The organism is Streptomyces bicolor (genome assembly GCF_000719285.1).
GTDB lineage: Bacteria > Actinomycetota > Actinomycetes > Streptomycetales > Streptomycetaceae > Streptomyces > Streptomyces bicolor.
Genome location: NZ_JOFS01000032.1, coordinates 57,266 through 79,954 on the forward strand (window position 1 = coordinate 57,266; position 22,689 = coordinate 79,954).

Annotated in this window: 22 protein-coding genes; 18 read left to right on the forward strand and 4 right to left on the reverse strand. The window is 70.8% G+C overall.

Annotated features, from left to right (window positions below; all coding sequences use genetic code 11):
* Window positions 1-66: 66 nt before the first annotated feature.
* From glnA to pspAB, 4 genes are all read left to right on the forward strand, one after another.
* Window positions 67-1,476: a type I glutamate--ammonia ligase gene (glnA, locus tag IF78_RS0133485; RefSeq protein ID WP_031487374.1), complete on the forward strand. Its 1,410-nt coding sequence runs from the start codon at window positions 67-69 to the stop codon at window positions 1,474-1,476.
* Window positions 1,477-1,594: 118 nt separating this feature from the next.
* A complete protein-coding gene (locus IF78_RS0133490) occupies window positions 1,595-1,864 on the forward strand; it encodes an SCO2583/SCO2584 N-terminal domain-containing protein (RefSeq protein ID WP_031487375.1) in 270 nt (89 codons plus the stop codon).
* A 106-nt stretch (window positions 1,865-1,970) separates the two neighbouring features.
* Window positions 1,971-2,888, forward strand: coding sequence for a zinc metalloprotease HtpX (gene htpX / locus IF78_RS0133495; protein WP_031487376.1), 918 nt, complete (start codon window positions 1,971-1,973; stop codon window positions 2,886-2,888).
* Window positions 2,889-2,890: 2 nt separating this feature from the next.
* The gene (gene pspAB, locus IF78_RS0133500; protein ID WP_031487377.1) at window positions 2,891-3,478 is read left to right on the forward strand and encodes a PspA-associated protein PspAB; all 588 of its coding nucleotides are present in this window, start codon (window positions 2,891-2,893) and stop codon (window positions 3,476-3,478) included.
* Between the two features lie 39 nt (window positions 3,479-3,517).
* On the opposite strand, the gene IF78_RS0133505 is transcribed toward pspAB, so the two are convergent.
* Window positions 3,518-3,805, reverse strand: coding sequence for a hypothetical protein (locus tag IF78_RS0133505; protein ID WP_031487378.1), 288 nt, complete (start codon window positions 3,803-3,805; stop codon window positions 3,518-3,520).
* Window positions 3,806-4,102: 297 nt separating this feature from the next.
* Here IF78_RS0133505 and IF78_RS0133510 point away from each other — a divergent pair, with 297 nt between their 5' ends.
* Window positions 4,103-5,749 (forward strand): alpha/beta fold hydrolase, encoded by a 1,647-nt coding sequence (locus IF78_RS0133510; RefSeq protein WP_031487379.1) that lies wholly within the window; start codon window positions 4,103-4,105, stop codon window positions 5,747-5,749.
* A gap of 31 nt (window positions 5,750-5,780) precedes the next feature.
* On the opposite strand, the gene IF78_RS0133515 is transcribed toward IF78_RS0133510, so the two are convergent.
* Window positions 5,781-7,139, reverse strand: coding sequence for a DUF2252 domain-containing protein (locus tag IF78_RS0133515; protein ID WP_031487380.1), 1,359 nt, complete (start codon window positions 7,137-7,139; stop codon window positions 5,781-5,783).
* A 270-nt stretch (window positions 7,140-7,409) separates the two neighbouring features.
* On the opposite strand from IF78_RS0133515, the gene IF78_RS0133520 reads away from it, so the two are divergent.
* Complete coding sequence (locus IF78_RS0133520; protein WP_031487381.1) at window positions 7,410-8,594, forward strand: winged helix DNA-binding domain-containing protein; 1,185 nt, start codon at window positions 7,410-7,412, stop codon at window positions 8,592-8,594.
* A 181-nt stretch (window positions 8,595-8,775) separates the two neighbouring features.
* On the opposite strand, the gene IF78_RS0133525 is transcribed toward IF78_RS0133520, so the two are convergent.
* A complete protein-coding gene (locus tag IF78_RS0133525; RefSeq protein ID WP_031487382.1) occupies window positions 8,776-9,102 on the reverse strand; it encodes a hypothetical protein in 327 nt (108 codons plus the stop codon).
* Between the two features lie 230 nt (window positions 9,103-9,332).
* Between IF78_RS0133525 and IF78_RS0133530 the strand changes: the two genes are divergently transcribed.
* The 10 genes from IF78_RS0133530 (at window position 9,333) to IF78_RS0133580 (ending at window position 19,519) form a co-directional block, all read left to right on the forward strand.
* Window positions 9,333-9,692, forward strand: coding sequence for an arsenate reductase family protein (locus IF78_RS0133530; RefSeq protein WP_031487383.1), 360 nt, complete (start codon window positions 9,333-9,335; stop codon window positions 9,690-9,692).
* A 58-nt stretch (window positions 9,693-9,750) separates the two neighbouring features.
* Window positions 9,751-10,611, forward strand: coding sequence for a hypothetical protein (locus IF78_RS0133535; RefSeq protein WP_031487384.1), 861 nt, complete (start codon window positions 9,751-9,753; stop codon window positions 10,609-10,611).
* Between the two features lie 96 nt (window positions 10,612-10,707).
* Window positions 10,708-11,439: an RlpA-like double-psi beta-barrel domain-containing protein gene (locus IF78_RS0133540; RefSeq protein ID WP_031487385.1), complete on the forward strand. Its 732-nt coding sequence runs from the start codon at window positions 10,708-10,710 to the stop codon at window positions 11,437-11,439.
* A gap of 370 nt (window positions 11,440-11,809) precedes the next feature.
* Window positions 11,810-12,841, forward strand: a complete 1,032-nt coding sequence (gene glnII / locus IF78_RS0133545; RefSeq protein ID WP_031487386.1) for a glutamine synthetase — start codon at window positions 11,810-11,812, stop codon at window positions 12,839-12,841.
* A 100-nt stretch (window positions 12,842-12,941) separates the two neighbouring features.
* The gene (locus IF78_RS0133550; RefSeq protein WP_031487387.1) at window positions 12,942-13,865 is read left to right on the forward strand and encodes a DUF6891 domain-containing protein; all 924 of its coding nucleotides are present in this window, start codon (window positions 12,942-12,944) and stop codon (window positions 13,863-13,865) included.
* 250 nt (window positions 13,866-14,115) lie between these two features.
* On the forward strand, window positions 14,116-14,679 hold the full coding sequence (locus IF78_RS0133560; RefSeq protein WP_031487388.1) for a winged helix-turn-helix domain-containing protein: 564 nt from the start codon (window positions 14,116-14,118) through the stop codon (window positions 14,677-14,679).
* Between the two features lie 81 nt (window positions 14,680-14,760).
* Window positions 14,761-15,789: an SDR family oxidoreductase gene (locus IF78_RS0133565; protein ID WP_031487389.1), complete on the forward strand. Its 1,029-nt coding sequence runs from the start codon at window positions 14,761-14,763 to the stop codon at window positions 15,787-15,789.
* 52 nt (window positions 15,790-15,841) lie between these two features.
* A complete protein-coding gene (locus IF78_RS0133570; RefSeq protein WP_031487390.1) occupies window positions 15,842-17,116 on the forward strand; it encodes a sensor histidine kinase in 1,275 nt (424 codons plus the stop codon).
* On the forward strand, window positions 17,101-17,754 hold the full coding sequence (locus IF78_RS0133575; RefSeq protein ID WP_031487391.1) for a LuxR C-terminal-related transcriptional regulator: 654 nt from the start codon (window positions 17,101-17,103) through the stop codon (window positions 17,752-17,754). Before IF78_RS0133570 ends, IF78_RS0133575 begins: the two co-directional genes overlap by 16 nt.
* A gap of 202 nt (window positions 17,755-17,956) precedes the next feature.
* A complete protein-coding gene (locus tag IF78_RS0133580; RefSeq protein ID WP_031487392.1) occupies window positions 17,957-19,519 on the forward strand; it encodes a DUF1996 domain-containing protein in 1,563 nt (520 codons plus the stop codon).
* A gap of 89 nt (window positions 19,520-19,608) precedes the next feature.
* Here IF78_RS0133580 and IF78_RS0133585 read toward each other — a convergent pair whose 3' ends face one another.
* A complete protein-coding gene (locus tag IF78_RS0133585; protein ID WP_031487393.1) occupies window positions 19,609-20,043 on the reverse strand; it encodes a hypothetical protein in 435 nt (144 codons plus the stop codon).
* A 100-nt stretch (window positions 20,044-20,143) separates the two neighbouring features.
* On the opposite strand from IF78_RS0133585, the gene IF78_RS0133590 reads away from it, so the two are divergent.
* Together IF78_RS0133590 and IF78_RS0133595 are read left to right on the forward strand one after the other, a co-directional pair.
* A complete protein-coding gene (locus IF78_RS0133590; protein WP_031487394.1) occupies window positions 20,144-20,644 on the forward strand; it encodes a tetratricopeptide repeat protein in 501 nt (166 codons plus the stop codon).
* 71 nt (window positions 20,645-20,715) lie between these two features.
* Window positions 20,716-22,641: a hypothetical protein gene (locus IF78_RS0133595; protein WP_031487395.1), complete on the forward strand. Its 1,926-nt coding sequence runs from the start codon at window positions 20,716-20,718 to the stop codon at window positions 22,639-22,641.
* Window positions 22,642-22,689 lie beyond the last annotated feature (48 nt).

Consider the following 22,689-nt stretch of genomic DNA (forward strand, 5'->3'; position numbering starts at 1 on the left):
CCACCGCACTGGCCGCACGAACGAACTACCACCCCGGCACGGACGGTCGGGAGTAGGAGGAGCTGGATGTTCCAGAACGCCGACGAGGCCAAGAAGTTCATCGCGGACGAGGACGTCAAGTTCGTCGACGTCCGGTTCTGCGACCTGCCGGGCGTCATGCAGCACTTCACGGTGCCCGTCGAGGCGTTCGACCCGGACGAGGAGCTCGCCTTCGACGGATCGTCGATCCGCGGCTTCCAGGCGATCCACGAGTCCGACATGGCGCTCCGTGCCGACCTGTCGACGGCGCGTGTCGACCCCTTCCGCCGTGACAAGACGCTCAACGTCAACTTCTTCATCCACGACCCGATCACGGGCGAGCAGTACTCCCGTGACCCGCGCAACGTGGCCAAGAAGGCCGAGGCCTACCTCGCGTCGACCGGTATCGCGGACACCGCGTACTTCGGTCCGGAGGCCGAGTTCTACGTCTTCGACAGCGTGCGTTTCGCCACGTCGTCGAACGAGTCCTTCTACCACATCGACTCCGAGGCGGGCGCCTGGAACACCGGTGCCCTCGAGGACAACCGTGGTTACAAGGTCCGCTACAAGGGCGGTTACTTCCCGGTCCCGCCGGTCGACCACTTCGCCGACCTGCGTGCCGAGATCTCCCTGGAGCTGGACCGGGCCGGTCTGAAGGTCGAGCGCCAGCACCACGAGGTGGGCACCGCCGGCCAGGCCGAGATCAACTACAAGTTCAACACGCTGCTCGCGGCCGCCGACGACCTGCAGCTCTTCAAGTACATCGTGAAGAACGTCGCCTGGCGCAACGGCAAGACCGCGACCTTCATGCCGAAGCCGATCTTCGGTGACAACGGCTCGGGCATGCACGTCCACCAGTCGCTGTGGACCGGCGGCCAGCCGCTCTTCTACGACGAGGCCGGCTACGCGGGCCTGTCGGACACCGCCCGCTACTACATCGGCGGCATCCTCAAGCACGCCCCGTCGCTGCTCGCCTTCACCAACCCGACGGTGAACTCCTACCACCGTCTGGTCCCGGGCTTCGAGGCCCCGATCAACCTGGTGTACTCGCAGCGCAACCGCTCCGCCGCGATGCGTATCCCGATCACGGGCTCCAACCCGAAGGCCAAGCGCGTCGAGTTCCGCGCGCCCGACTCCTCCGGTAACCCGTACCTGGCCTTCTCGGCCCTGCTGCTCGCGGGCCTGGACGGCATCAAGAACAAGATCGAGCCGGCCGAGCCGATCGACAAGGACCTCTACGAGCTGGCTCCCGAGGAGCACGCGGGCGTCGCGCAGGTCCCGACCTCGCTCCCGGCCGTCCTCGACTCCCTCGAGGCCGACCACGAGTTCCTCCTCCAGGGCGACGTCTTCACGCCGGACCTGATCGAGACGTGGATCGACTACAAGCGCACGAACGAGATCGCCCCGCTGCAGCTGCGTCCGCACCCGCACGAGTTCGAGCTCTACTTCGACGTGTGATCGACGCCTGACAGGCGCCTGAGCAAGGCCTAGCGCCCGCGCCCCCGCTGTTGTACCGACAGCGGGGGCGCGGGCGTATGTTCTATTCTGCCGATGAGACGACACGGGGGTTGACGGGATGCCGGAGCGGCACGAACACGACGATCAGGAGCGCGAGTTCGACCTGAGGTGGGCGGACGACGCCGAGCACAAGGAGCCCTCGGCGCGGGCCCGTATGCTCGCCGCACGCTGGAAGGAGAACCCGCCCGGCCCGGTGCCGTTCCGGCCCGAGCCCGATCATGTGACCCGGCGGCAGCGCCGCTCGGGCTGGGTCTCCACGGTGGTCGTGCTGGGCTGTGTGGCGGCGGTGATCGTGCTGCTCGGGTACATCAACTTCCGCACCTACTAGCCCGGGATCTTTGCTGGTCCTAGGGCCGATCACGACCCGTTCATGGGCGGCGCCGGGTGCACACTGGGCAGTGGGACGAGTGCCTGAGTGCGCGGGGTGGTGCGATATGCGGAGCCGCTTCCGGAGTGACCGGCGGTTGACCGCCCGGATGGGTGTCACGCTGTTTCTGCTCGGGTTGTTGTACGTGGGGTTCGTCGCCGCGTTGATCGTGTTGCTGAAGTCCTGGGTGCTGGTCGTCGTGGTGGCGGCGGGGCTGCTGGGGGCCCAGTACTGGTTCTCGGACCGGGTGGCGCTGTTCGCGATGCGTGGGCGGGTCGTGGAGCGGGAGGAGTATCCCGAGCTGCACGGGGTCGTCGACCGGTTGTGCGCCATCGCCGACATGCCCAAGCCGGTCGTCGCCGTGTCGGACATGGAGATGCCGAACGCGTTCGCCACCGGGCGGAATCCCGATCATGCGGTGGTCTGTGTGACCACGGGGCTGCTGCGCCGGCTGGAGCCGGACGAGCTGGAGGGCGTCCTCGCGCACGAGCTGTCGCATGTGGCGCACAAGGACGTCGCCGTGATCACGGTCGCGTCGTTCCTCGGTGTGATCGCGGGGCTGATCGTGCGGTTCGCCTTCTATTCGCAGCTCTTCGGCGGCGGGCGCCGGGACCAGAACACCGCCGTCGTCTTCGCCGCCGTGATCGGCGTGTCGGCGGCCGTGTACGCGCTCAGCTTCCTGCTGATCCGGGCCCTGTCCCGGTACCGGGAACTGGCTGCCGACCGGGCCGCGGCGCTGCTCACCGGGCGGCCCTCGGTGCTGGCCTCCGCGCTCACCAAGGTGTCCGGCGACATCGCCCGGATCCCGACCAAGGACCTGCGCACCGCACAGGCCTTCAACGCCTTCTACTTCACTCCGGCACTGGGCCGCGAGCCCAGCGTCGCGCAGCTCTTCTCCACTCACCCGAGCCTCGAGCAGCGGCTCGAACAACTGGGGCGGATCTCCGCCGAGTTGGGCGAGGCGACGGCTCCGGGAGGGGCGTGAACATGGGGCTGCTGGACATTCTGCTCGGTCGTACCAAGCCGGTCGCGCCCGATCTCGACCAGCTCTTCGCGCTGCCGTCGGCGGCGGTGACGCTGGAGGCGGCGGCCGGGTTCCGGCCGACCGGGAGCGGGGCGGTGTGCTTCGCCGCCGTCGAGGGCGCGGCGTTCGAGCAGACCCACCGCGAGGTCCAGGCGCTGCTCGACGCGGACACCGAGCGCGAGGGCCGGCCGGTTGAGCTGACCAGGGACGGCTACGGCTACTCCTGGCTGGTCTCCCGGCGCACCCCGAACCAGCTGCCGGAGCTGGTCAACGACCTGCACGCGGTGAACAGCGCGATGGAGGTGAACGGCTTCGGGCCGCAGTTGCTGTGCTCGCTGGCCGGATTCGAGGACGAGCGACAGGGCAGACGGCTCGCGCTCGTGTATCTCTACAAACGCGGAACCTTCTATCCCTTCGCGCCCGTGCCCGGCACGGCGGAACGCCGCGACAACCCGCTCGAGCTGCGCGTGAAGGCGGCTCTCGCGGACGACCTGCGGATCGAGCAGGACCTGAACCGCTGGTTCCCGGTGTGGGGTGCCCCCGGCCTGTGACCGGAGGCACCGCACGGGCTACCACCGGAGGCGGTGGTGTCAGCCGCTCTTCTCGCGCTCCTGACGACGGGACTCCAGGGGACGCTCGCGGCGGTAGCGGCGCTCCCACTTGGCCTGCATGTCACGGCGGTCGCGGTAGGCGCGGTAGTCCGAGGGCATGGATCCTCCCGACGAGGACCCTCCCCCGGCTCCACCGCTCGGCGCGGAGGAGCCCCGGCCGTACTGCAGGTACAGGAACAGCACGGCGACGGCGGCCAGCCAGTAGAGGTGGTTTCCGAATCCTAAGATCACCAGGACGACAGTCCCGGACATGACGATGGTGCCCATCACGGGCCTCCGTTGAGCGTGGGTTGTATCTGGATCTGGATCTGGAGCGGTGATCGTTGATCGGTGATCGCGGTGATCGGTGATCGCGGTGATAGCGGTGATCGATGTCCCGACGGGGCGCTGGGGAAGGGCGACCGTCCGTCGGTGCGTAGAGAGTAGCCCCGGGTCCGCAGGGTTACCCCCGTCCTGCGAAAAGCGGCGTGAGCAGCTCCGTTACGCGTGTCCAGGGTAGGGATCCGGTCACTCGGCGCGCATCTCCTTTTCCCGTGACCCGAGCGCCGTGAATGAATGAGGGGCATGACCGAGTTCTCGTCCTTCACTTACGCCCACGATGGTGAACTGCTCAGCGGGGTGTACGGCGGTGACGCCGGCGGCCCGGACACGGCCACCGTCGTTCTGCTGCACGGCGCCGGCATCGGCAACAAGGAACGGCTGCTCCCGCTGCTCGCCGAGTTCGTGTCCCGCGGCTGCCGTGGGCTCGCCTTCGACTTCTCGGGGCACGGCGAAAGCACGGGCGCGCTGCGGGAGTTGAGCCTGCGGCGGCGCTACGAGCAGGCCGTCGCCGTCATCGACGCGCGCGTGCCGACGGACGGCCCGCTGATCCTGGTCGGCTTCAGCATGAGCGGGCAGACGGTGGCGGACCTCGTGGGGCATTACGGGGAGCGCGTGGCGGCGATCGGGCTGTGCGCCCCGGCGGTGTACACGCACGAGGCCTGGGATGTGCCCTTCGGAGACGGGGACGGGCGGTTCAGCCGGATCATCCGCAGGCCGGACGGGTGGCGTGGGGCGCCCGCGCTGGATGTGTTGCGGGCGTACGAGGGGCGGGCGGTGCTCGCGGTGCCGGGGACGGACGCGATCATTCCGACGGCCGTGACGCAGGCCGTGCAGGACTCGCTGGCAGCCCGCGCGCAGTTCACGCGGTTCGATGTGCCGGACGCGGAGCACATGCTGGGGCTGTGGTTCCAGGAACACGCCGAGGACCGGCGGGAGTTCGTGACCGCGGTCCTTACCGGCCTGGGTGACCGGGGATGGACGGCCACCCGGTCGTGGCTGGCCAAGCAGCTGCCGGAGGGGCGGACGGTGACCGCCACCGCCTTCGCGCAGGGCGGTTGGAGCTCACAGCTGCGGCGGCTCACCCTCGACGACGGCACGCGGCTCGCGCTGCGCACCTTCGTGAAGCCCTTCTTCCGCCGGCACGCACCCGGCCTGCTGACGCGCGAGGCGTCGGTCCTCACCCTGCTCGCCGCCCAGCAGGCCGTACCGGCACCCCGGTTGATCGCCGTCGACGCCACGGCCGAGCACTGCGACCATCCCTCGCTGCTGATGTCTCTGCTGCCGGGCCGCGTGCGGGTCGACGAGGTCGCCGAGGAGGATCTGGACCGTCGCATGGATCTGCTCGCCGCTCAACTCGCCGCGATCCACACGGTCGTACCGGACGAGCGCCCGCGGACGTACCAGGCGTGGACGTCTGCCGAGTGGGTACGGACGCCGGGCGGCCCGCTCTGGGAACGGGCCGTGGAGGTGATCCGCCGTGATCCCCCGGCATACGAAGGCTGTTTCCTGCACCGGGACTTCCACCCGGGGAACGTGCTGTTCAGCGGCGAGGGCGCCCAGTTGCGGATCAGCGGTGTCGTCGACTGGGTGGAGACGTCGTGGGGCCCGGCCGACCTGGACGTCGCCCACTGTTCAACGGCACTGGCACTGCTGCACGGCCCGGAGCACGGACTCGGCTTCCGCGCGCGGTACGAGGCGCACGGCGGACGCCGACTCGCCGACTCCGCCGACCACTTGTACTGGCGGCTGCTCGACGCCCTCGCCTACTCCCCCGACGCGGCGAAGCTCGCCGGGCCGTGGCGTGAGCTGGGGCGGACGGATCTGACGCCGGAGGTGCTGGGCGGGCGGTTGGCGGAGTATGTGGCGGGGTTGCTGGAGTTGTACGGCTGACGGGACATCGGAGCCGTACGGTTGACGCCGGTCAGACCCCGGGCTCGGCCCTGATCACCCCGGCCGCGACGGCCGCGCCCAGCGACGCGTGGTCGGCGGTGGTCTGGTCGGCGTAGGACAGGGCGAAGTCGGTGACCGCGTGGTCGAAGGTGTCGGCCTTGCCCAGATAGCCCGCGATGGCGATGCGGTCGCCGGAGCGGGCGTGGGCCCGGGCGAGGGCGGTGCCGCACAGGCGGGCGTAGGAGCGGAGGTCGTCGGGGCTCATCCCGGCGATGTCCGCGGAGCCCTTCATGTCACGCAGCTGACGCCAGTAGAAGGCGCGGCCCTCCGGCCCGGACATCCAGCCGAGGAAGACGTCACTGGCGGCCTGCAACTGCCGCTGGCCCGCGACGACGCGATGGCCGGGGTGGGTGTACGGCCCGGTCGGCAGATACTCCTCCAGTACGGACTGCCGCGCCTCCTTGATCTGCAGGAACAGCGGGTCGTCGGCGTCCCGTCCGGCGAGCAGCACGATGAAGCAGCGCAGGCCGACGCTGCCGACGCCGACGACCTTGCGGGCGGCATCGACGAAGCGGTAGCGGTCGAGGAGCAGGCGGCGCTCCTCGGAAAGGGTCGAGCGGTAGTCGCTGAAGATCTTGCGCAGGGAGGCAACGTCGGAGGTGCCCGCGGGTTCGAGCAGTGGCGGGTCGTGGACGATGCGGCGGCGCCCGTCGACCACTTCGGTGAGCTTGCCGTAGGCCTGCAGGCTGGTGCGGCGGCGGGCCCGGCCGAGGGTGGCCTCGACGCGGCGGCGGTCACGGGAGGAGCGGACCAGTGGCAGGAGCTCGGCGGCGTCGATGCGCGTGTACCAGACGTCGAGCTCGCCGAGCCGGGCCAGTCTCCGGATGGCCGTGCGGTACGCGGCCACGGCCTCCCGGGTCGCGCGGCGGACCTTGGCCTCCGGGTGGCCGTTCTCGCGGGCGGCCACGGCGACGGAGGCGGCGAGCCGTTTGACGTCCCACTCGAACGGGCCGCGGTACGTCTCGTCGAAGTCGTTGAGGTCGAACAGGAGGGCACGTTCCGGGGAGGCGTACAGGCCGAAGTTGAGCAGATGGGCGTCGCCGCACAGCTGCACGGTGAGGTCGGTGTGCGGGGCGACGGCGAGGTCGGCGGCCATCACGGCGGCGGCGCCGCGCAGGAAGGCGAAGGGGGACGCCGCCATCCGGCCGTACCTGATCGGCAGCAGCTCCGGCAGCCGGTCGAGGCCCTGGCGTTCCAGTACGGCGACGGGGTCGGGGCGGTCGACCGAGGGGAGCCAGGAGGCGTGGGCGGAGCGGGGGGCCCGCTTGCGGGCGGCCTTGCCGCGGAGCTCTCGGTCGGCGGGGGTGGTGGGGGTGCCGGGGGCCGTCACGAGAGGTCGGCTCCGCGTGCGGCTGGCCCGCACGGTGCCTGGCGTATGCCGTACGTGCCCTCGCTGCCCATCGCGCCTCCCGCTGCCACGCCCGCTCGGACGGGGACCCACGCCCTGTTCGCAGTGAACGGCGGGACGAGGCTCGTACGCATGCCGGATACGGCGATCGGGTGACGGCACCGGCGGCCGGCTCGACGGCGGGCCACTGTCAGTGGCGCCCGAGATGATGCGTTCAGGAACCAGGTGTCGGCGTGACGGGTGGAGGCCGGGATGGGTGAGGGGCTGCGGTTCATCGGGGTGGCCGAGCGGCGGGCTCGGCTGGGGTTGCGGCATCGGCTGGGCGGGGCGGCGCGGGCTGCGGGCCCGGCCGAGGTCGCCGAGTCCCTGGTCGCGCTGCACGGCACCGATCCGGCGACCGTGTACCTGGCCGTGGGCGCGCGGCTGGCGGAGCCCGCCAAGACCGTCGCTCGGACCGAGCGGGCGCTGTACGAGGACCGGGCGCTGGTCCGGATGCACGGCATGCGGCACACGGTGTTCGTGTTCCCCACCGAGCTGACGGCGGTCGTCCATGCCTCGACCGGCCTCGCGGCCGCCGCCCGGGAGCGTGCCTCCCTGATCAAGGACATGGCGAAGGCGGGCGCGCCGGACGCGGCATGGCTGGCTGAGGTCGAGGAGTCGGCGCTGGCCGCACTGGCACGGCGCGGTCAGGCCACGGCGGCCGAACTCGCCGAGGACGAACCGCGGTTGCGCGAGCAGTTCGTGTACGCCGCCGGGAAGAGCTACGAGGGCGTGCACACCGTCTCGACGCGACTGCTCCGGGTGCTGGGCGTCGAGGGGAAGGTGGTGCGGGGGCGGCCGCTGGGCTCCTGGACGTCCTCGCAGTTCCGGTGGGCCGTCGCGCCTGAGCATCCCGAGCTGCACGTGGGCGAGGCGCAGGCGGAGCTGCTGCGGCGCTGGCTCGCGGTGTGCGGGCCGGCGACGGAGGCCGACCTGAAGTGGTGGACGGGGTGGCGGGTGACCGAGGTGCGGCGGGCCTTGGCGGCGATCGGGGCGCGGGCCGTGTCCCTCGACGAGGGCACGGGGTACGTCGTCGACGGCGACGTCGGTCCCGTGGCCGGGCCCGCGGAGCCGTGGGCGGCGCTGCTGCCCGCCCTCGACCCCACGGCGATGGGCTGGCAGCGACGGGAGTGGTATCTGGCGCCGGAGCTGTGGCCGTCGCTGTTCGACCGGAGCGGCAATGTGGGGCCGACGGTGTGGTGGAACGGGCGTGTGGTGGGCGGGTGGGCCCAGCGGCCGGAGGGGGAGATCGTGTGGCGGCTGCTCGACGCCGAGGGCGTCGGGCGGGACGCGGAGGCGGCGATCGCTGCGGAGGCGGAGCGGTTGCGGGGGTGGGTGGGGTCGACGCGGGTGACACCGCGGTTCCGGACGCCGCTGGAGCGGGAGTTGTCGGCGTAGGGGTTTTCGCCCCCGCCGCCCCTACCCGTCCCATCCCCCAGGGGCTCCGCCCCTTCGACCCCGCCAGGGGCTCCGCTCCCTGGACCCCTGTCGGCCCGAAGGGCCTCGTCCTCAAACGCCGGACGGGCTGATTCAAGCGCCGGGCCCCCCAAAAAATCGAGGGGCGCCCGGCGCCATCTGTTCATCGCGAGTAACGCATGAACGCCCGCACCATGTGGCACGTCGTCTCCGACGGCGGATGGACCCCGATCATCTCCGCCGTGCTTCGGATCGTCTCGTTGCGCGCCTGGTTCGGCATGTAGACGCCCGAGTCGAGGAGCGCGATCGCCAGGCGCATGGCCTTGAGGCGGCGGTTGTGGGTGATGTACCACTCGCGCGGCCGGCCCGGCGGCAGCGCCCGCTTCTCCAGGGGCGCGTACGGCAGGTCGAGCAGCACCGGGTGCTTCGCGGTGGACTGGGTGGGCAGCGGCTTACGGGTCGGCTTCGGCTTCAGTGCGGCAGCGGGCACAGGCATCCTCCTGTCGCGGTCAGGGCGCTCACCGGAGACTTCGCTGTCCCCGGCGATTCCCTCGAACACTGCTCCCATTCTACTGGCCGCAACTGACAATCAGGAGTCCATGGAGGGCATCAAATGCCCAGGTCGGACCAGGATTTGGCGGCGTGTCACACCAGCTCCGCGAGATGCGCGTGAGACGGCGAAAAAATCGAACAGAGTCCACGCGGGCTACCGTGTGCCGCATGGAAATCTGGATCAACCCCGCCTGCTCCAAGTGCCGCAGCGCGCTCACGCTTCTCGACGCCGAGGGCGCCGACTACACCGTCCGCCGTTACCTGGAGGACGTGCCCACCGAGGACGAGATCCGGGCCGTGCTGGAACGGCTCGGACTGGAGCCCTGGGACATCACCCGGACCCAGGAGGCCGCGGCGAAGGAGCTCGGGGTCAAGGAGTGGGCACGGGACGCCTCGGAACGCGACCGGTGGATCAGGGCCCTCGCCGAGCACCCGAAGCTCATCCAGCGGCCCATCATCACCGCCGATGACGGCACGGCCGTCGTCGCCCGCACCGAAGAGGCCGTACGGGACGCTCTGTCCCGGTAGTTGAGGGTTTGTCGGGCGGCGGGTGCCGGGGCGGTGCGCGGTGTTACCCTCCGCCGCCATGACCTTCGGTGATCAAGGAATGCCGCACGGGCAGCAGCCCCAGCCGTACGGGCCGTACGGGCACCAGCCCGGGCCATATGGACAGCAACCCGACCCGTACGCCCAGTTCGTGGCCGAGCAGGAGCGGATACGTCGCCGGCGTCGGACCCGGCGCGCGGTGGCCGCCGGGACGGGCGTCGTCCTCGTCGCGGCCATCGCCGCCGGTGCGGCGATGTACCGGGGCGGGGAGGGCGACCCCGAGGCGGGCTCACCGGCCCCGACGGCCGTCTCCGATACGCCCGTTCCCACCGTCGACGTCACTCTGCCCTCCGACGCGCCGACCGCTCTCCCTTCGCTGCTCGCACGGCCGGTGATCCGCCCGGAGCAGGCGTTCCCGGACAAGAGCGTGCGCCTGAAGGACGACTCCCGGTACACGCGCGTGGACCTGGCCGGCACCACGGATTGTGCCCGCGGGATGTCGCCGGAGCTGGCCGAGCTGATCGGGCAGGGCCGGCCCTGTTCGAGGTTGACCGCCGCCCTCTTCACGGACGCCGACCGGCGTTCGCAGGTGACGGTCACGGTGCTGAGTTTCGAGCGCGTCGAGGACGCCTCCCGCGTGTTCATGATGGCCTCGATGGACCCGGTGACCTACCAGGTGGTCTCGCTCGATCCGCCGCCGGAGGCGGGGCTGCCGACGGTGCCGCCGGGCTCGGCAGGGGTTTTCCGGCGGGTGATGACCGTCCGCTCGGTGGTGTTCGCCAACGGGCAGTGGGGCGACGGCGCGGAGACGGAGGAGGCCGCGATCACCCGGCAGACCGAGGGCCTGCTGTCGTACGTCAACGACACGGTGGTGGCGTACGAGGACGGAAAGGGTGTGTGACGCAGGTTACTTAAGTGACTCCTGTAACCGCTGAGTAACTTCGTTCGGTATCTCGTACATAGCGGCGTACGCTCCCCTACCTCTCAGGAGGCGCGCATGTCGCGCAGGAGAACTGTCAGTACGAAGAAGAAGATCGCGCTGCTGGTGAGTGCGGCCACGGTGGCGGGAGGCGGTGCCTTCGTCATGGCGAGCACCTCGAACGCCTCGCAGACGCCGACGGTCAAGTCCGCCGCGGAGTCGAGCGTCTGCCAGGGGCTCGCCACCGCGCTCGGCAACAACCAGCGGTTCATCGAGGGGCAACAGGCCAGTCCGGACGCGCAGTCCGCGGCTCGGATCGCCAACCGTGAGGCCGTCATCAAGCAGATCCAGGTCCAGCAGGAAGCCTCCGGGTGTGTCGTTGGGGAGTCGGCTCAGGGCTCCCAGGCGTCGCAGCCGGCGCAGGGCGGAGAGCAGGCGGGACAGCAGGGTGGCGGTCAGCAGGCCGGCGGAGGCCAGCAGGCGGGGGGTGCCGCGCCGTCCCAGAGTGTCCCTGCGGGGAACGAGGAGGCGGGGAACGCCGGCGGCGGTGCCGCGGCCTCGGGCCAGCAGGTCTGCAACGGCTCGACCGTGACGCTCTCCGGCGAGGGCGGTGCTCCGGCGGCGTCCAGCAGCGAGTTCCCGGCCGGTACGAAGCTGAAGGTCACCAACCTGGACAACAACAAGTCCACGACGGTGGAGGTCACCTCGGTCTCCGGCAGCTGTGTGCTGCTCAACAACGCGGCCTTCGAGCAGGTGCGTGAGCCCGGCAAGTTCCTGATCCGCCGCGCGGTGATCGAGAAGGTGGGGTGATGCCGGGGTAGCCACGCCGTACGTGTCAGAGGTCCTGCTGCTCGCGGCCACGGGCGGCAGGACCGACGCGTCTGCCCCGTCCCGCCGCACACGGGGGGAGCGGCGGGGCAGGGGGGCGGGGCATTCCCATCGCATACGAGCCGCCGGGCCGTACTCCCCGGCGACCCCGGATGTCGCCGTATCGACTTTGCATGGCCGCTCACAGCGTGAAACGCACCACACCAATACCAGGTAACACGGGGTTCACATACGAGCAACGGCCGGGAAATCGCCTGTTGACAGGCTCGCGGACATCAAGAGCGGCGCCTCAGTGCCGCAGCGCCGCAGCACCCGCAAGTGCGCCTAGACCCACCCCCGAAGGATGTGGCCCGTGACCTTCAAGGCTGAGTACATCTGGATCGACGGCACCGAGCCGACGGCCAAGCTGCGTTCCAAGACGAAGATCATCGCGGGTGAGCCCGCCGGTCTGGACGCGCTGCCGATCTGGGGCTTCGACGGGTCCTCCACCAACCAGGCCGAGGGTCACGCCTCGGACTGCGTGCTCAAGCCGGTCTTCACCTGCCCGGACCCGATCCGCGGCGGCGACGACGTGCTCGTGCTGTGTGAGGTCCTCAACATCGACCTCACCCCGCACGCCACCAACACGCGTGCCGCGCTCGTCGAGGTGGCGGAGAAGTTCGCCGCCCAGGAGCCGATCTTCGGCATCGAGCAGGAGTACACCTTCTTCCAGGACGGCTACCCGCTCGGCTTCCCCAAGGGCGGCTTCCCGGCCCCGCAGGGCGGCTACTACTGCGGTGTCGGCGCCGACGAGATCTTCGGCCGTGAGGTCGTCGAGGCGCACCTGGACAACTGCCTGGAGGCCGGTCTCGGCCTCTCCGGCATCAACGCCGAGGTCATGCCCGGCCAGTGGGAGTTCCAGGTCGGCCCGCTGTCCCCGCTCGAGGTCTCCGACCAGCTGTGGATCGCCCGCTGGCTGCTCTACCGCACCGCCGAGGACTTCGGCGTGGCCGCGACGCTGGACCCGAAGCCGGTGAAGGGCGACTGGAACGGCGCCGGTGCGCACACCAACTTCTCCACCAAGGCGATGCGCGAGGGCTACGACGCCATCATCACCGCGTGCGAGTCGCTCGGTGAGGGCTCCAAGCCGCTCGACCACGTCAAGAACTACGGCGCCGGCATCGACGACCGCCTGACCGGTCTGCACGAGACCGCCCCGTGGAACGAGTACTCCTACGGCGTCTCCAACCGTGGCGCCTCGGTCCGTATCCCGTGGCAGGTCGAGAAGGACGGCAAGGGCTACATCGAGGACCGCCGTCCGAACGCCAACGTCGACCCGTACGTGGTGACCCGCCTGATCGTCGACACCTGCTGCTCCGCGCTGGAGAAGGCCGGCCAGGTCTGATCCGCCCATGGCTCCTCGAAGGGGGCGTCCACCGGTCCGGTGGGCGCCCCCTTCGCCGTGCGGTGACGGCGTTGTCAGTGGGGCGTGCCATCGTGGGGGCATGGAGATCAACGGGGGCCGTCTCGCCGTCAAGGTCGAGACGGAGTACGGCGAGACGTATGTGCGGATGCCCGAGGAGCAGTTGCGCGAACTGGTGCTGCGGCTCGGGGAGCCCGGTGACCGCTGGCTGGTGGCCCAGCGGATACCGGACCTGCCCGATGTGTTCGCGCAGGTGTGGCACGAGGAGGGCGGGGACCACCGGCTGGAGCACCGGCTGGGCGAGGACGGGTTCTACGGCGCGAATCTCGCCGACGCCGGACAGGTGGCGGCGCTCATGAGCGGCTGGGCACGGCAGGACCCGGGCTGGGATGTGGGCGTGTCCTGGGAGCCGATCGACCTGGGCCCCGAGGACGAAGTGCCCGACCTGCCGGACGACATACGGGAGAAGGTCGAAGAACGCGTCAGGGTGCGGCTGCGCTGCGGGTACGACAGCCGCAGGGAGCTCGCCGACATCGCCGAGGACCACCTCGTCGAGGGGGGCGAGCGACCGGTGTCCAAGGCCCAGGCGTGGCAGCTCGTGGACCGGCTGTGGCTGGAGAGGCTCGCCGTGCAGGAGACGTGGGAGGGCGTCACCGATCCGGAGCGGCTCACCAGCGCCTTCGATGCGCTGGAAGCCTCCGGCATCACCGCCCGGGAGAACTTCACCTGCTGCCGAGGCTGCGGCATGGCGGAGATAGGGGCGGAACGGGAGGACGCGCGGGGGTTCGTCTTCTTCCACCAGCAGGGCACGGAGCATGCCACCGACGGGTACGGTCTCAGCCTCTACTACGGCGGGTTCGACGGCTCCGAGGAGACCACCACTGCCGTCGGGCGCGAGGTCGTCGCCGTGCTCGCCGCCGCCGGGCTGTCCACGGAGTGGGACGGTTCCCCCGGCAAAGCGATCAACGTCACGCCGTTGACCTGGGAGAAACGGCTGGAAGGATGAGAGGAAGGGTCCCGTCCAGCGAGGCCGTCTGCTTCAATGGAGGCATGGCCAGCTTCCAGAAGCACTCCGCGACAGGTCGCCATGACCTCGAGCCCTTCTGGCCTTCCCGTCAGCACCACGACTTCGACCGGGTGTGTTGCCGCGCGGTGAACGCGCGGGCCCTGTAAAGCCGTACCCTCTCGGCCTTCGGCCAGCGCGAAACGACGTACGTCTTCCCACGGACCTCTCGCGCGAAAAGAGCTGACCTCTCATGGCGACCACTCGTTCTCTGTCCTCCGCCGCCACGCTCAACTCCCCCGCCCCGAACGGTTCACGGCATCATCTGCGTGCCGTGGACCGGGACGAGGTGATCGAGATCGCGGACCTCCTGCCGCCGGGTGCCACCTGGCTGCCCGCTCCCCAGCACTCCCTGCCCACGCTGCCGGGACAGCCGCCGATGATCGGCTACCTCGTGCTCGTCCCGGCCGACCAGCAGCCGCCGGTCGCACCGGTCGCGAGCCCGGTCCGTGACACCGCCGGCGACCCGCTCGTCACCGTCGACACCGTGCGCCGCAGCGCGGCGGTCGACGGGCGGGAACTCGACCTCACCTACCTGGAGTTCGAGCTGCTCGCCCATCTGGTGGCCAACCCCCACCGGGTGCACACGCGCGACCAGCTGGTCACCACGGTGTGGGGGTACGGGCATGTGGGCGACGGCCGTACCGTCGACGTCCACATCGCCCGGCTGCGCCGCAAGCTGGGCGCCGAGCACCGGGACACCATCCGGACCGTGCGGCGGGTGGGGTACAAGTACGCCCCGCCGGCCGGGCGCTGACCTCCCCGGCCGCTCCCCCGAGGCTCTGCTGACGGCAGAGTCCTGTTCCGTCCCGCGCCCGCACCGGGCAGAGTCGGCGGCATGAGACTTCTGGTGCTGGGTGGTACGGAGTTCGCGGGACGGGCCGTCGTGGAGGCGGCGCTCGGGCGCGGCTGGGACGTGACCGTCTTCAACCGGGGGCGGCACGAGCCCCCGGCCGGGGTGCGGTTGCTGCAGGGTGACCGCACCGCGTCCGACGGGCTGGCCGCGCTCGCCGAGGACACCGGCGAGTGGGACGCCGTCGTCGACACCTGGTCGGCGGCGCCCCGCGCGGTGCGGGACGCGGCGCGGCTGCTGCGGGGCCGCGCCGCGCGGTATGTGTACGTGTCGAGCTGCTCGGTGTACGCATGGGCGCCGCCCGCCGGGTACGCCGAGGACGCGCCGCTGGTCGAGGGCGCCGAGTCCGGTGCGGAGCACACCGACTACCTGCGCGACAAGCGGGGCGGCGAGCTGGCCGTGGTCGAGGAGTTCGGGGCGGAGCACTCGGTGCTCGTGCGGGCGGGGCTGCTCCTCGGCCCTTACGAGAACGTGGGCCGGCTGCCCTGGTGGCTGACCCGGATCGCGCGCGGCGGGCCGGTGCTGGCGCCGGGCCCGCGGGACCTCCCCCTCCAGTACGTCGACATCCGTGACCTCGCGGAGTGGATCCTGGGCGCGGTGGAGCAGGAGCTCAGCGGGCCGTACAACCTGATGAGTCCGCAAGGGCACGCCACCATGGGCGAGTTGCTGGACGCCTGCGTGGCCACCGTCGGCGGAACCGCCGACCTGCGCTGGACCGAACCCGAGGTGATCCTGGACGCGGGCATCGAGCCCTGGACGCAGCTGCCGGTGTGGGTGCCGCCGGGCAGCGACATGCACGACGCCCTGCACGCCGCGGACGTCTCCAGGGCCGTCGCGACCGGGCTGCGCTGCCGGCCCGTCGAGGAGACCGTCGCCGACACCTGGCGGTGGCTCCAGGACATCGGCGGTACGGCACCCATGCGACCGGACCGGACCGCCAAGGGCCTCGACCCCGAGGTGGAGGCGAAGGTACTCGCGGCGGCCGGGCAGGGTGTACCTGGCACCACCTCCTGATCCGGGGCCTCGGCCCCGTGACCGCCGCCGCGGCCTCGGCGAAACTGACGGCATGACCAACGACAAGAAGAGCAGCGGCAGTTCGAGGGCACGGGGGATGGGGCTCGCCGCGGTACGGGGGCTGGCGTTGGCGCTGGTGTCGCTGCCGGGGGCCGTCCTCTGCTTCGTCCTCTCCCTTGTGTCCCTCGCGCTCGTTCCGATCGGCGTCGGCATCGTCACGACGCCGTATGTGCTGACCGGCGTGCGGACGTTCGCGAACTGGCGGCGCGTCCTCGCGGCCGAGTGGGGCGGGGTGCGGATCCCGTCGGCGTACCGGCCGTTGCCGAAGGACGCCAACCCGTGGACCCGCACCTTCGGGATGCTGCGCGACCCGGCGACCTGGCGGGACCTGCTGTGGCTGCCCGTCGACATGACGGCGGGGTTCCTCACCGCGCTGCTGCCGGCCGTGCTGCTCTTCTATCCGCTGGAGGGGTTCGCGATCGCGGCCGGGTTATGGCGGGTCTTCGCGGACTCCGCCGGCGGCACGTACTGGTACGGCTTCGTGCCGGTCACCGGCCAGGCGTCCGCGCTGGGCGCCGGCCTCCTGGCCCTCGTGCTGCTCTTCCTCGCCCACTTCTACACCCCGCGCCTGCTCCAGACCCACTTCCGGCTCACCCGGGCGGTCCTCGGCTCCGACCAGGGCCAACTGGCCGAGCGGGTGAGGGTGTTGACCGAGACCCGGCGGGACGCCGTCGACACCTCCGCCGCAGAGCTGCGCCGTATCGAACGCGATCTGCACGACGGGGCACAGGCGCGGCTGGTGGCGATGGGCATGGACCTGGGCACCATCGAGATGCTGCTCGACAAGGACCCGGAGCAGGCGAAGCAACTCGTCACGCAGGCCCGCAAGTCCTCCGCCGACGCGCTCGCCGAGCTGCGCGACCTGGTGCGCGGCATCCATCCGCCGGTGCTCGCCGAGCGCGGACTGGGCGACGCCGTAAGGGCGTTGGCGCTGCGGATGCCGATCACGACCGAGGTGAACGTGGAGCTGCCCGGGCGTGCGGAGGCGCCCGTGGAGTCGGCGGCGTACTTCGCGGTCAGCGAGGTGCTCACCAACGCCGTGAAGCACTCGGGCGCCGACCGGATCTGGATCGACCTGCACCACACGAACGACATGCTGCGCATCACCGTCACCGACAACGGCAAGGGCGGCGCGGTGATCGGGGCCGGTTCGGGCCTGGCCGGGGTCGAGCGGCGACTGGGTACATTCGACGGCGTCCTGGCCGTCAGCTCTCCCGCGGGCGGCCCCACCATGGTCACCATGGAGATTCCTTGCGCGTTGTCCTAGCCGAAGACCTGTTCCTGCTGCGCGACGGTCTCGTCCGGCTCCTTCAGGCCTACGACTTCGAGATCGCGGCGGCGGTGGAGACCGGCCCCGAACTCTCTCGCGCACTGGCCGAGCTGGAGCCGGACGTCGCCGTGGTGGACGTACGCCTGCCGCCGACCCACACCGACGAGGGCCTGCAGTGCGCCCTGGAGGCCCGCCGGAGGAAGCCGGGGCTGCCGGTGCTGGTGCTGTCCCAGCACGTGGAGCAGTTGTACGCGCGGGAGTTGCTGGCCGACGGCAGTGGCGGGGTCGGCTATCTGCTGAAGGACCGGGTGTTCGACGCGGACCAGTTCGTGGACGCCGTACGACGCGTAGCGGCGGGCGGGACGGCGATGGACCCGCAGGTGATCCAGCAGCTGCTGACCCGGCGGGCGGCGGACGACCAGCCGCTCGCCCGGCTCACGCCCCGCGAGACGGAGGTGCTGGAGCTGATGGCGCAGGGGCGGACGAACGCGGCGATCGCCGACCGGCTCGTCGTCACGGAACGGGCGATCGCCAAGCACACCGCCAATATCTTCGCCAAACTGGGCCTGGAGGTGTCGGAGGACGACAACCGTCGCGTGCTGGCGGTTCTCGCCTATCTCGACCATGGCCGGTAAAACCGGACCGCCCATTCACCCGCCGTACGGGATCAACAACTCCTGGTGTTTCAGGGCCTGTTGAGAACACAGCGTTCTCACGAATCTCTCAACAATTTCCGAGACGGCTGAACACCCCTGGGACGCCCTCCGTATGAGAGGGAGCCGCTTCACTCCTGTCGGGCGCCTCGATGCCCCCGAAAAAGGAAGTCAGAGGAGTTCCATGGGACGCAACACAAGAAAACGCCGGATGCCGCTGGCCACCAAGGCCATAGCCGGGACGGCGGCCCTAGCGCTCGGTGGGGGCGGGCTTGTATGGGCCAACTTCTATGCCTCGGCACATGAGGACAACAACTCTGGGTGGAACCAGACGAAGTCCACGAACGCCCAGATCGCGACGATCAACTGCCCGGATGTCGGCCAGAAGCTGACGAAGGTGCCGAGGAGCGCGCGCAAGGGTGTCGCCAAGGAGCTGGCGCTGTTGGACAGGCAGGTCACGGACGCCTACAAGCGTCTCGCCGAGACGCGACAGGCCCAGGCCGGTGACGCCAACTACGTCAACAACGCCATCCTCGGCCCGCTGAAGTCCAAGCGCGTGGCCACGCTCGACCGGATCGGCATCAACATCAACCGGGCCGGCGGCCAGCGCCCGCAGAACCTGGACCAGCTCGCCCAGTGCCAGGGCGTCCCGGCCGAGCAGCCGCAGACCAACGACGGCCAGCAGGACGGCGACCAGAACCAGGACGGTCAGGACCAGAACAACGACGGTCAGGACCAGAACCAGGACGGTCAGGACCAGGGCGGCCAGGACGGCGGCGGACAGGACCAGGGCGGCAACGGCGGTCAGGCCGGCAACGGTCCGAACGCGGACGACTTCGTGGACATCACGCAGGTCCAGGGCAGCGCCCAGCTGGGCGTCGGCGCGAACGGCCTCCCCGCGAACGGGGACAGCGGTTCGACCGGTAGCTTCACCACGAATTGCGGTACCAACCAGAACGAGAACCGCAACTCGGACAACGTGATCGTCGCTCCCGGTGTCAGCAACGGTGCGCAGCACCAGCACGACTACGTCGGCAACCAGGCCAACAACGCTTTCGCGAGCGACCAGGACCTGGCGAACGGCGACACCACCTGCCAGAACCAGGGTGACAGGTCGTCGTACTTCTGGCCTGTGCTGCGTATCCAGGACGGTCAGAACGACATCGACGCCAACGCCCCCGGCGGCGGTCAGGACGGCAACGTCGGCACGATCGTCGAGCCCAGCGAGGCACAGCTGAAGTTCGTCGGCAACAGGACGAGCGATGTCGTCGCGATGCCGCAGGCCCTGCGCATCATCACCGGTGACGCCAAGTCCTTCGTGAACGGCAACGCCAACGCCAACGCCAACTGGAGCTGCACCGGCTTCGAGGACCAGGTCCAGCTGCACGACAAGCTCCCGATCTGCCCCGAGGGCAGCTCCGTGGTGCGGACGTCCAACTTCCAGAGCTGCTGGGACGGTCAGAACATCGACAGCGCCAACCACCGTACTCACGTGGCGTTCGTCCAGGCCGACGGCACCTGCGCCAACGGCTTCCAGGCGATCCCCCAGCTCCAGGTCCGCCTGGTCTATGACGTTCCGGCCCCGCAGATCCAGAACGGACAGGTCCAGAACGCCTTCGCAGTGGACTCCTTCCCGGACCAGCTGCACAAGGCGATCACCGACCACAACGACTTCATCAACTTCTTCGACGAGAACACGATGAACGAGATGGTCCAGTGCATCAACAGCGGGCAGGACTGCCAGTAGTCCTCATCCGGTAGGAACAGCAGAAAGCCGGCGGTGGGATTTCCCACCGCCGGCTTTCGCTTGCCTCGACGAATTGAAAGACGACCAAGTCAGCCGTGGTGGCTGCCGCTGTTGTTGTGGCTGCCACCGGGATTCATATGGGCGGACCCTTCCTCCATGGTCCCGCCGAGCGTGCTCTGCAGTGCGGTGACCGTCTTCTCCTGGCCGACGGCGACCCACTTGCGGCCGACGAGGTAGTAGCCGCCGTAGTCCTTCGCCCCGCTCAGCCACTCGGCCTGGCCGCGGTCGGTGGCGAAGGTCGCGAGGACGAACTTGCCGTCGGTGTTCTTGCAGAGGGCCTGCCGGATTTCGTCGGCGTCGGTCTGCATGTTCGGCTTGCACTTCACCTCGGCGGCCAGGTGCTCCAGGCTGCCGGTGGCGGTCTCGGGCACGGCGGCCTTCTCGTCGCCACCGGATCCGCATCCTGCCAGCGCGAACACCGCCGCGGCACCGGCCGCCGCGAGCATCGGTCGGGTCACCTTCATGTCTTCCTCCCTGCAGGGGCCTCCCCGTGGATACGGCTCCCGCGCGCGGAGCGCTCAAAATACCGCTCCCGCGTTCGCCCACCCGTGCGAGAGTGGCCCGGTGAACCAGGACTGGGAAGACCGCGTGGCCGCCGCATGGGCGACCTTCGACGACTACGCCGAGGGGCAGGCGGCCGACTTCCGCGCCGTGATCGACGCGCTCGTCGCCGAACTCCCCGACGACAGCCCCCTGGGCCCCTTCGAGCAGGCCTGCGCCTGGGACTCGACGGGACACTCCGACAAGGCGGTACCGCTGTACCGGGAGGCGCTCACACGAGGGCTGACCGGCTACAAGGGACGGCGGGCCAAGATCCAGCTGTCCAGCTCGCTCAGGAACATCGGGCAGGCGGACGAGGGCGTCAAGCTGCTGACGCCCGAACTTGACGCCCCCTCCGACGAACTGGACGACGCGGTTCGGGCGACCCTGGCGCTGTGCCTGTCGAGCCTGGGGCGTGACCGGCAGGGGCTGGCTCTGGTACTGGGCGCCCTCGCGCCTCATCTGCCGCGCTATCAGCGCTCGATGGCGAACTACGCCCGAGCACTGGTGGAACCCGAGGGCTGAGCCGGCCCGAAAACGCTCCCGGGCGGTCCGGGTGAAGGTGACCAACCGACGATTCGCTCGTTCTGCTGAACGTGCAGTCACAGGATGTCGCCCCGCGCCCGGTCCCCGCCTCGGACGACCCCGTCGTCGACGTCGAGCGGGCCGAGGCCGCGCTCGTCGAGCACTATCCGCGTCTCGTCCGGCTCGCCTACCTCGTGCTGCCGCCGAGCCTCGGTCGCAACCGGCGCGTCGTGACCGCGCACTCCCTCACCCAGCGCGCGCTGCCCCGGGGCCGGGCGGCGGCGGCGCCGGTGATCCCGGCCCAGTCGACCGGCCGCGAGGGCGACCCCGGGTACGCACTGCTCCGGCTCCGCGTCCTGCGTACGGCGCTGGAGGCGGACCGGCCGCTCAAGCGCCTGGCGTGGCCCAAGCGCTCCCAACTGCCGCCCCTGCTGCCCCAGATCTGGGGCCTGCGCCTCTTCCCCCGGTCGGGCGGCGCCGACGAACTCGCCCTGGACCAGCGGCTGTCGGCGCTGTCCGGCCCGGCGCGGGCGGCCTACGTCCTGCGCGGCCTGGAGAAGCTCACGGAGCACGAGGTGTGCGAGGTCCTGGATGCGGCCGGTGTCGACTACGTGGACGACGCGCTGGAGGAGGCCGACACCGTCCCCGCGCAGTACGCGCTGCTCGACTCCCCCGAGTTCGACCCCTGCTCGCTCCAGGCCCGGCCCACCGACCTGATGCGGCGCAGGCAGCACATGAAGGCCGCGCTCGCCGCGGGTGCCGCCCTGCTGGTGTCCGGGGCGCTGCTCGGCCTGCCCGGCGAGGGCTGGGGTCCGGACGGTCCCGCCGCGCCCCCGTACGCGCAGAACCCGGCGGCCGAGGCCGCCCTCGACCCGGCCCAGCTGACCAGGGTCCCCGCGCTGGCCTGGCAGTCCTCCGCCCGCACCGACTTCTCGGTATGGCCCCCGCGCGGCGACCTCGCCGACGACTCGGCCCTCCTGCGCCGGGCCCTCGCCGTCTGGGCCCGCCCCGGCGAGACGGTCCAGGTCTCGGCGACCCCCGGCACCCCGGCGGGCGGACCGCCCGGCGCACCGCAACTGCTGTACGCGGGGGTCGTCGACAACGCCCGGGTGGTGATCCTCTACGACGGCATGCGCATCGCCCGCTACGCCGAGCCGAAGGACGGCACGGCCGGGGCCGCCCTGGATTTCTCCCGGGTCGACGGCGCGGGCCGGGCGGAGGCGAGTGCGGTGGTGCTGGGCCGGGCCGACGGCAACGTCCGCTATCTGCTGGCGCCCTGGGTGAAGCGGGCGGCCGAGCGGGATCTGTTGAAGCCGCGTACCGGGACGATGGACCTCACCGTGACCGACGGGATCACCTCCCCGATGGCGAGCCCCGTCACCCAGCAGACCGGCACCTGCACCTCGTGGAACGCCCTGCAGCTGACCGACAGCACCGGCACCCGGCTGCTGACCGACCTCGCGGAGCTGGTGCCGGCCCGCCTGACCACCGGCCGTCCCGGTGCGGTGAGGGACGCGGCCGGGCCGGCGGCGCTGCGCACCTGGGCGCCGTACTCCTGCTGGCTGGGCGCGATGCGGTCCGCGGGCGTGCGTACGGTCAACGCCTGGGCGTTCGCCCAGCAGGCGCTGCCCGACGGGACCGGTGCGGCGCAGTGGCTGTGCACGCGTGCCGAGACCTGGCGGGGCGGCGGCGAGCGGGTGCTGGCCCAGTTCCGGGCGCCGGGTGCGACGCAGGCGACGGTGGCGGCGAAGGGCCAGAACGTGGCGGCGTGCGGGGCGCGGGATCCCCATGTGCTGGCCGGGGTCCGGTGGAGAGCGCGGACGGGCGACTGGTACCTCCTGGCGGCGGGCACCCGCGACACCGAGTCGATCCACGCCACGGGCGGCGTCCGCGGCACCTCCAAGGGCAGCCTGCTGACCGTACGGGCGGAGCAGGGGGCCCGGGCCGAACTGAAGGGCACACTGGAGAGCGGACGCCGGATCAGCGGGCTGGAGTGAGTCCGGCCGCCACCGGAGCGGCGCTGCTGACACTCGCGTAAACAAGGT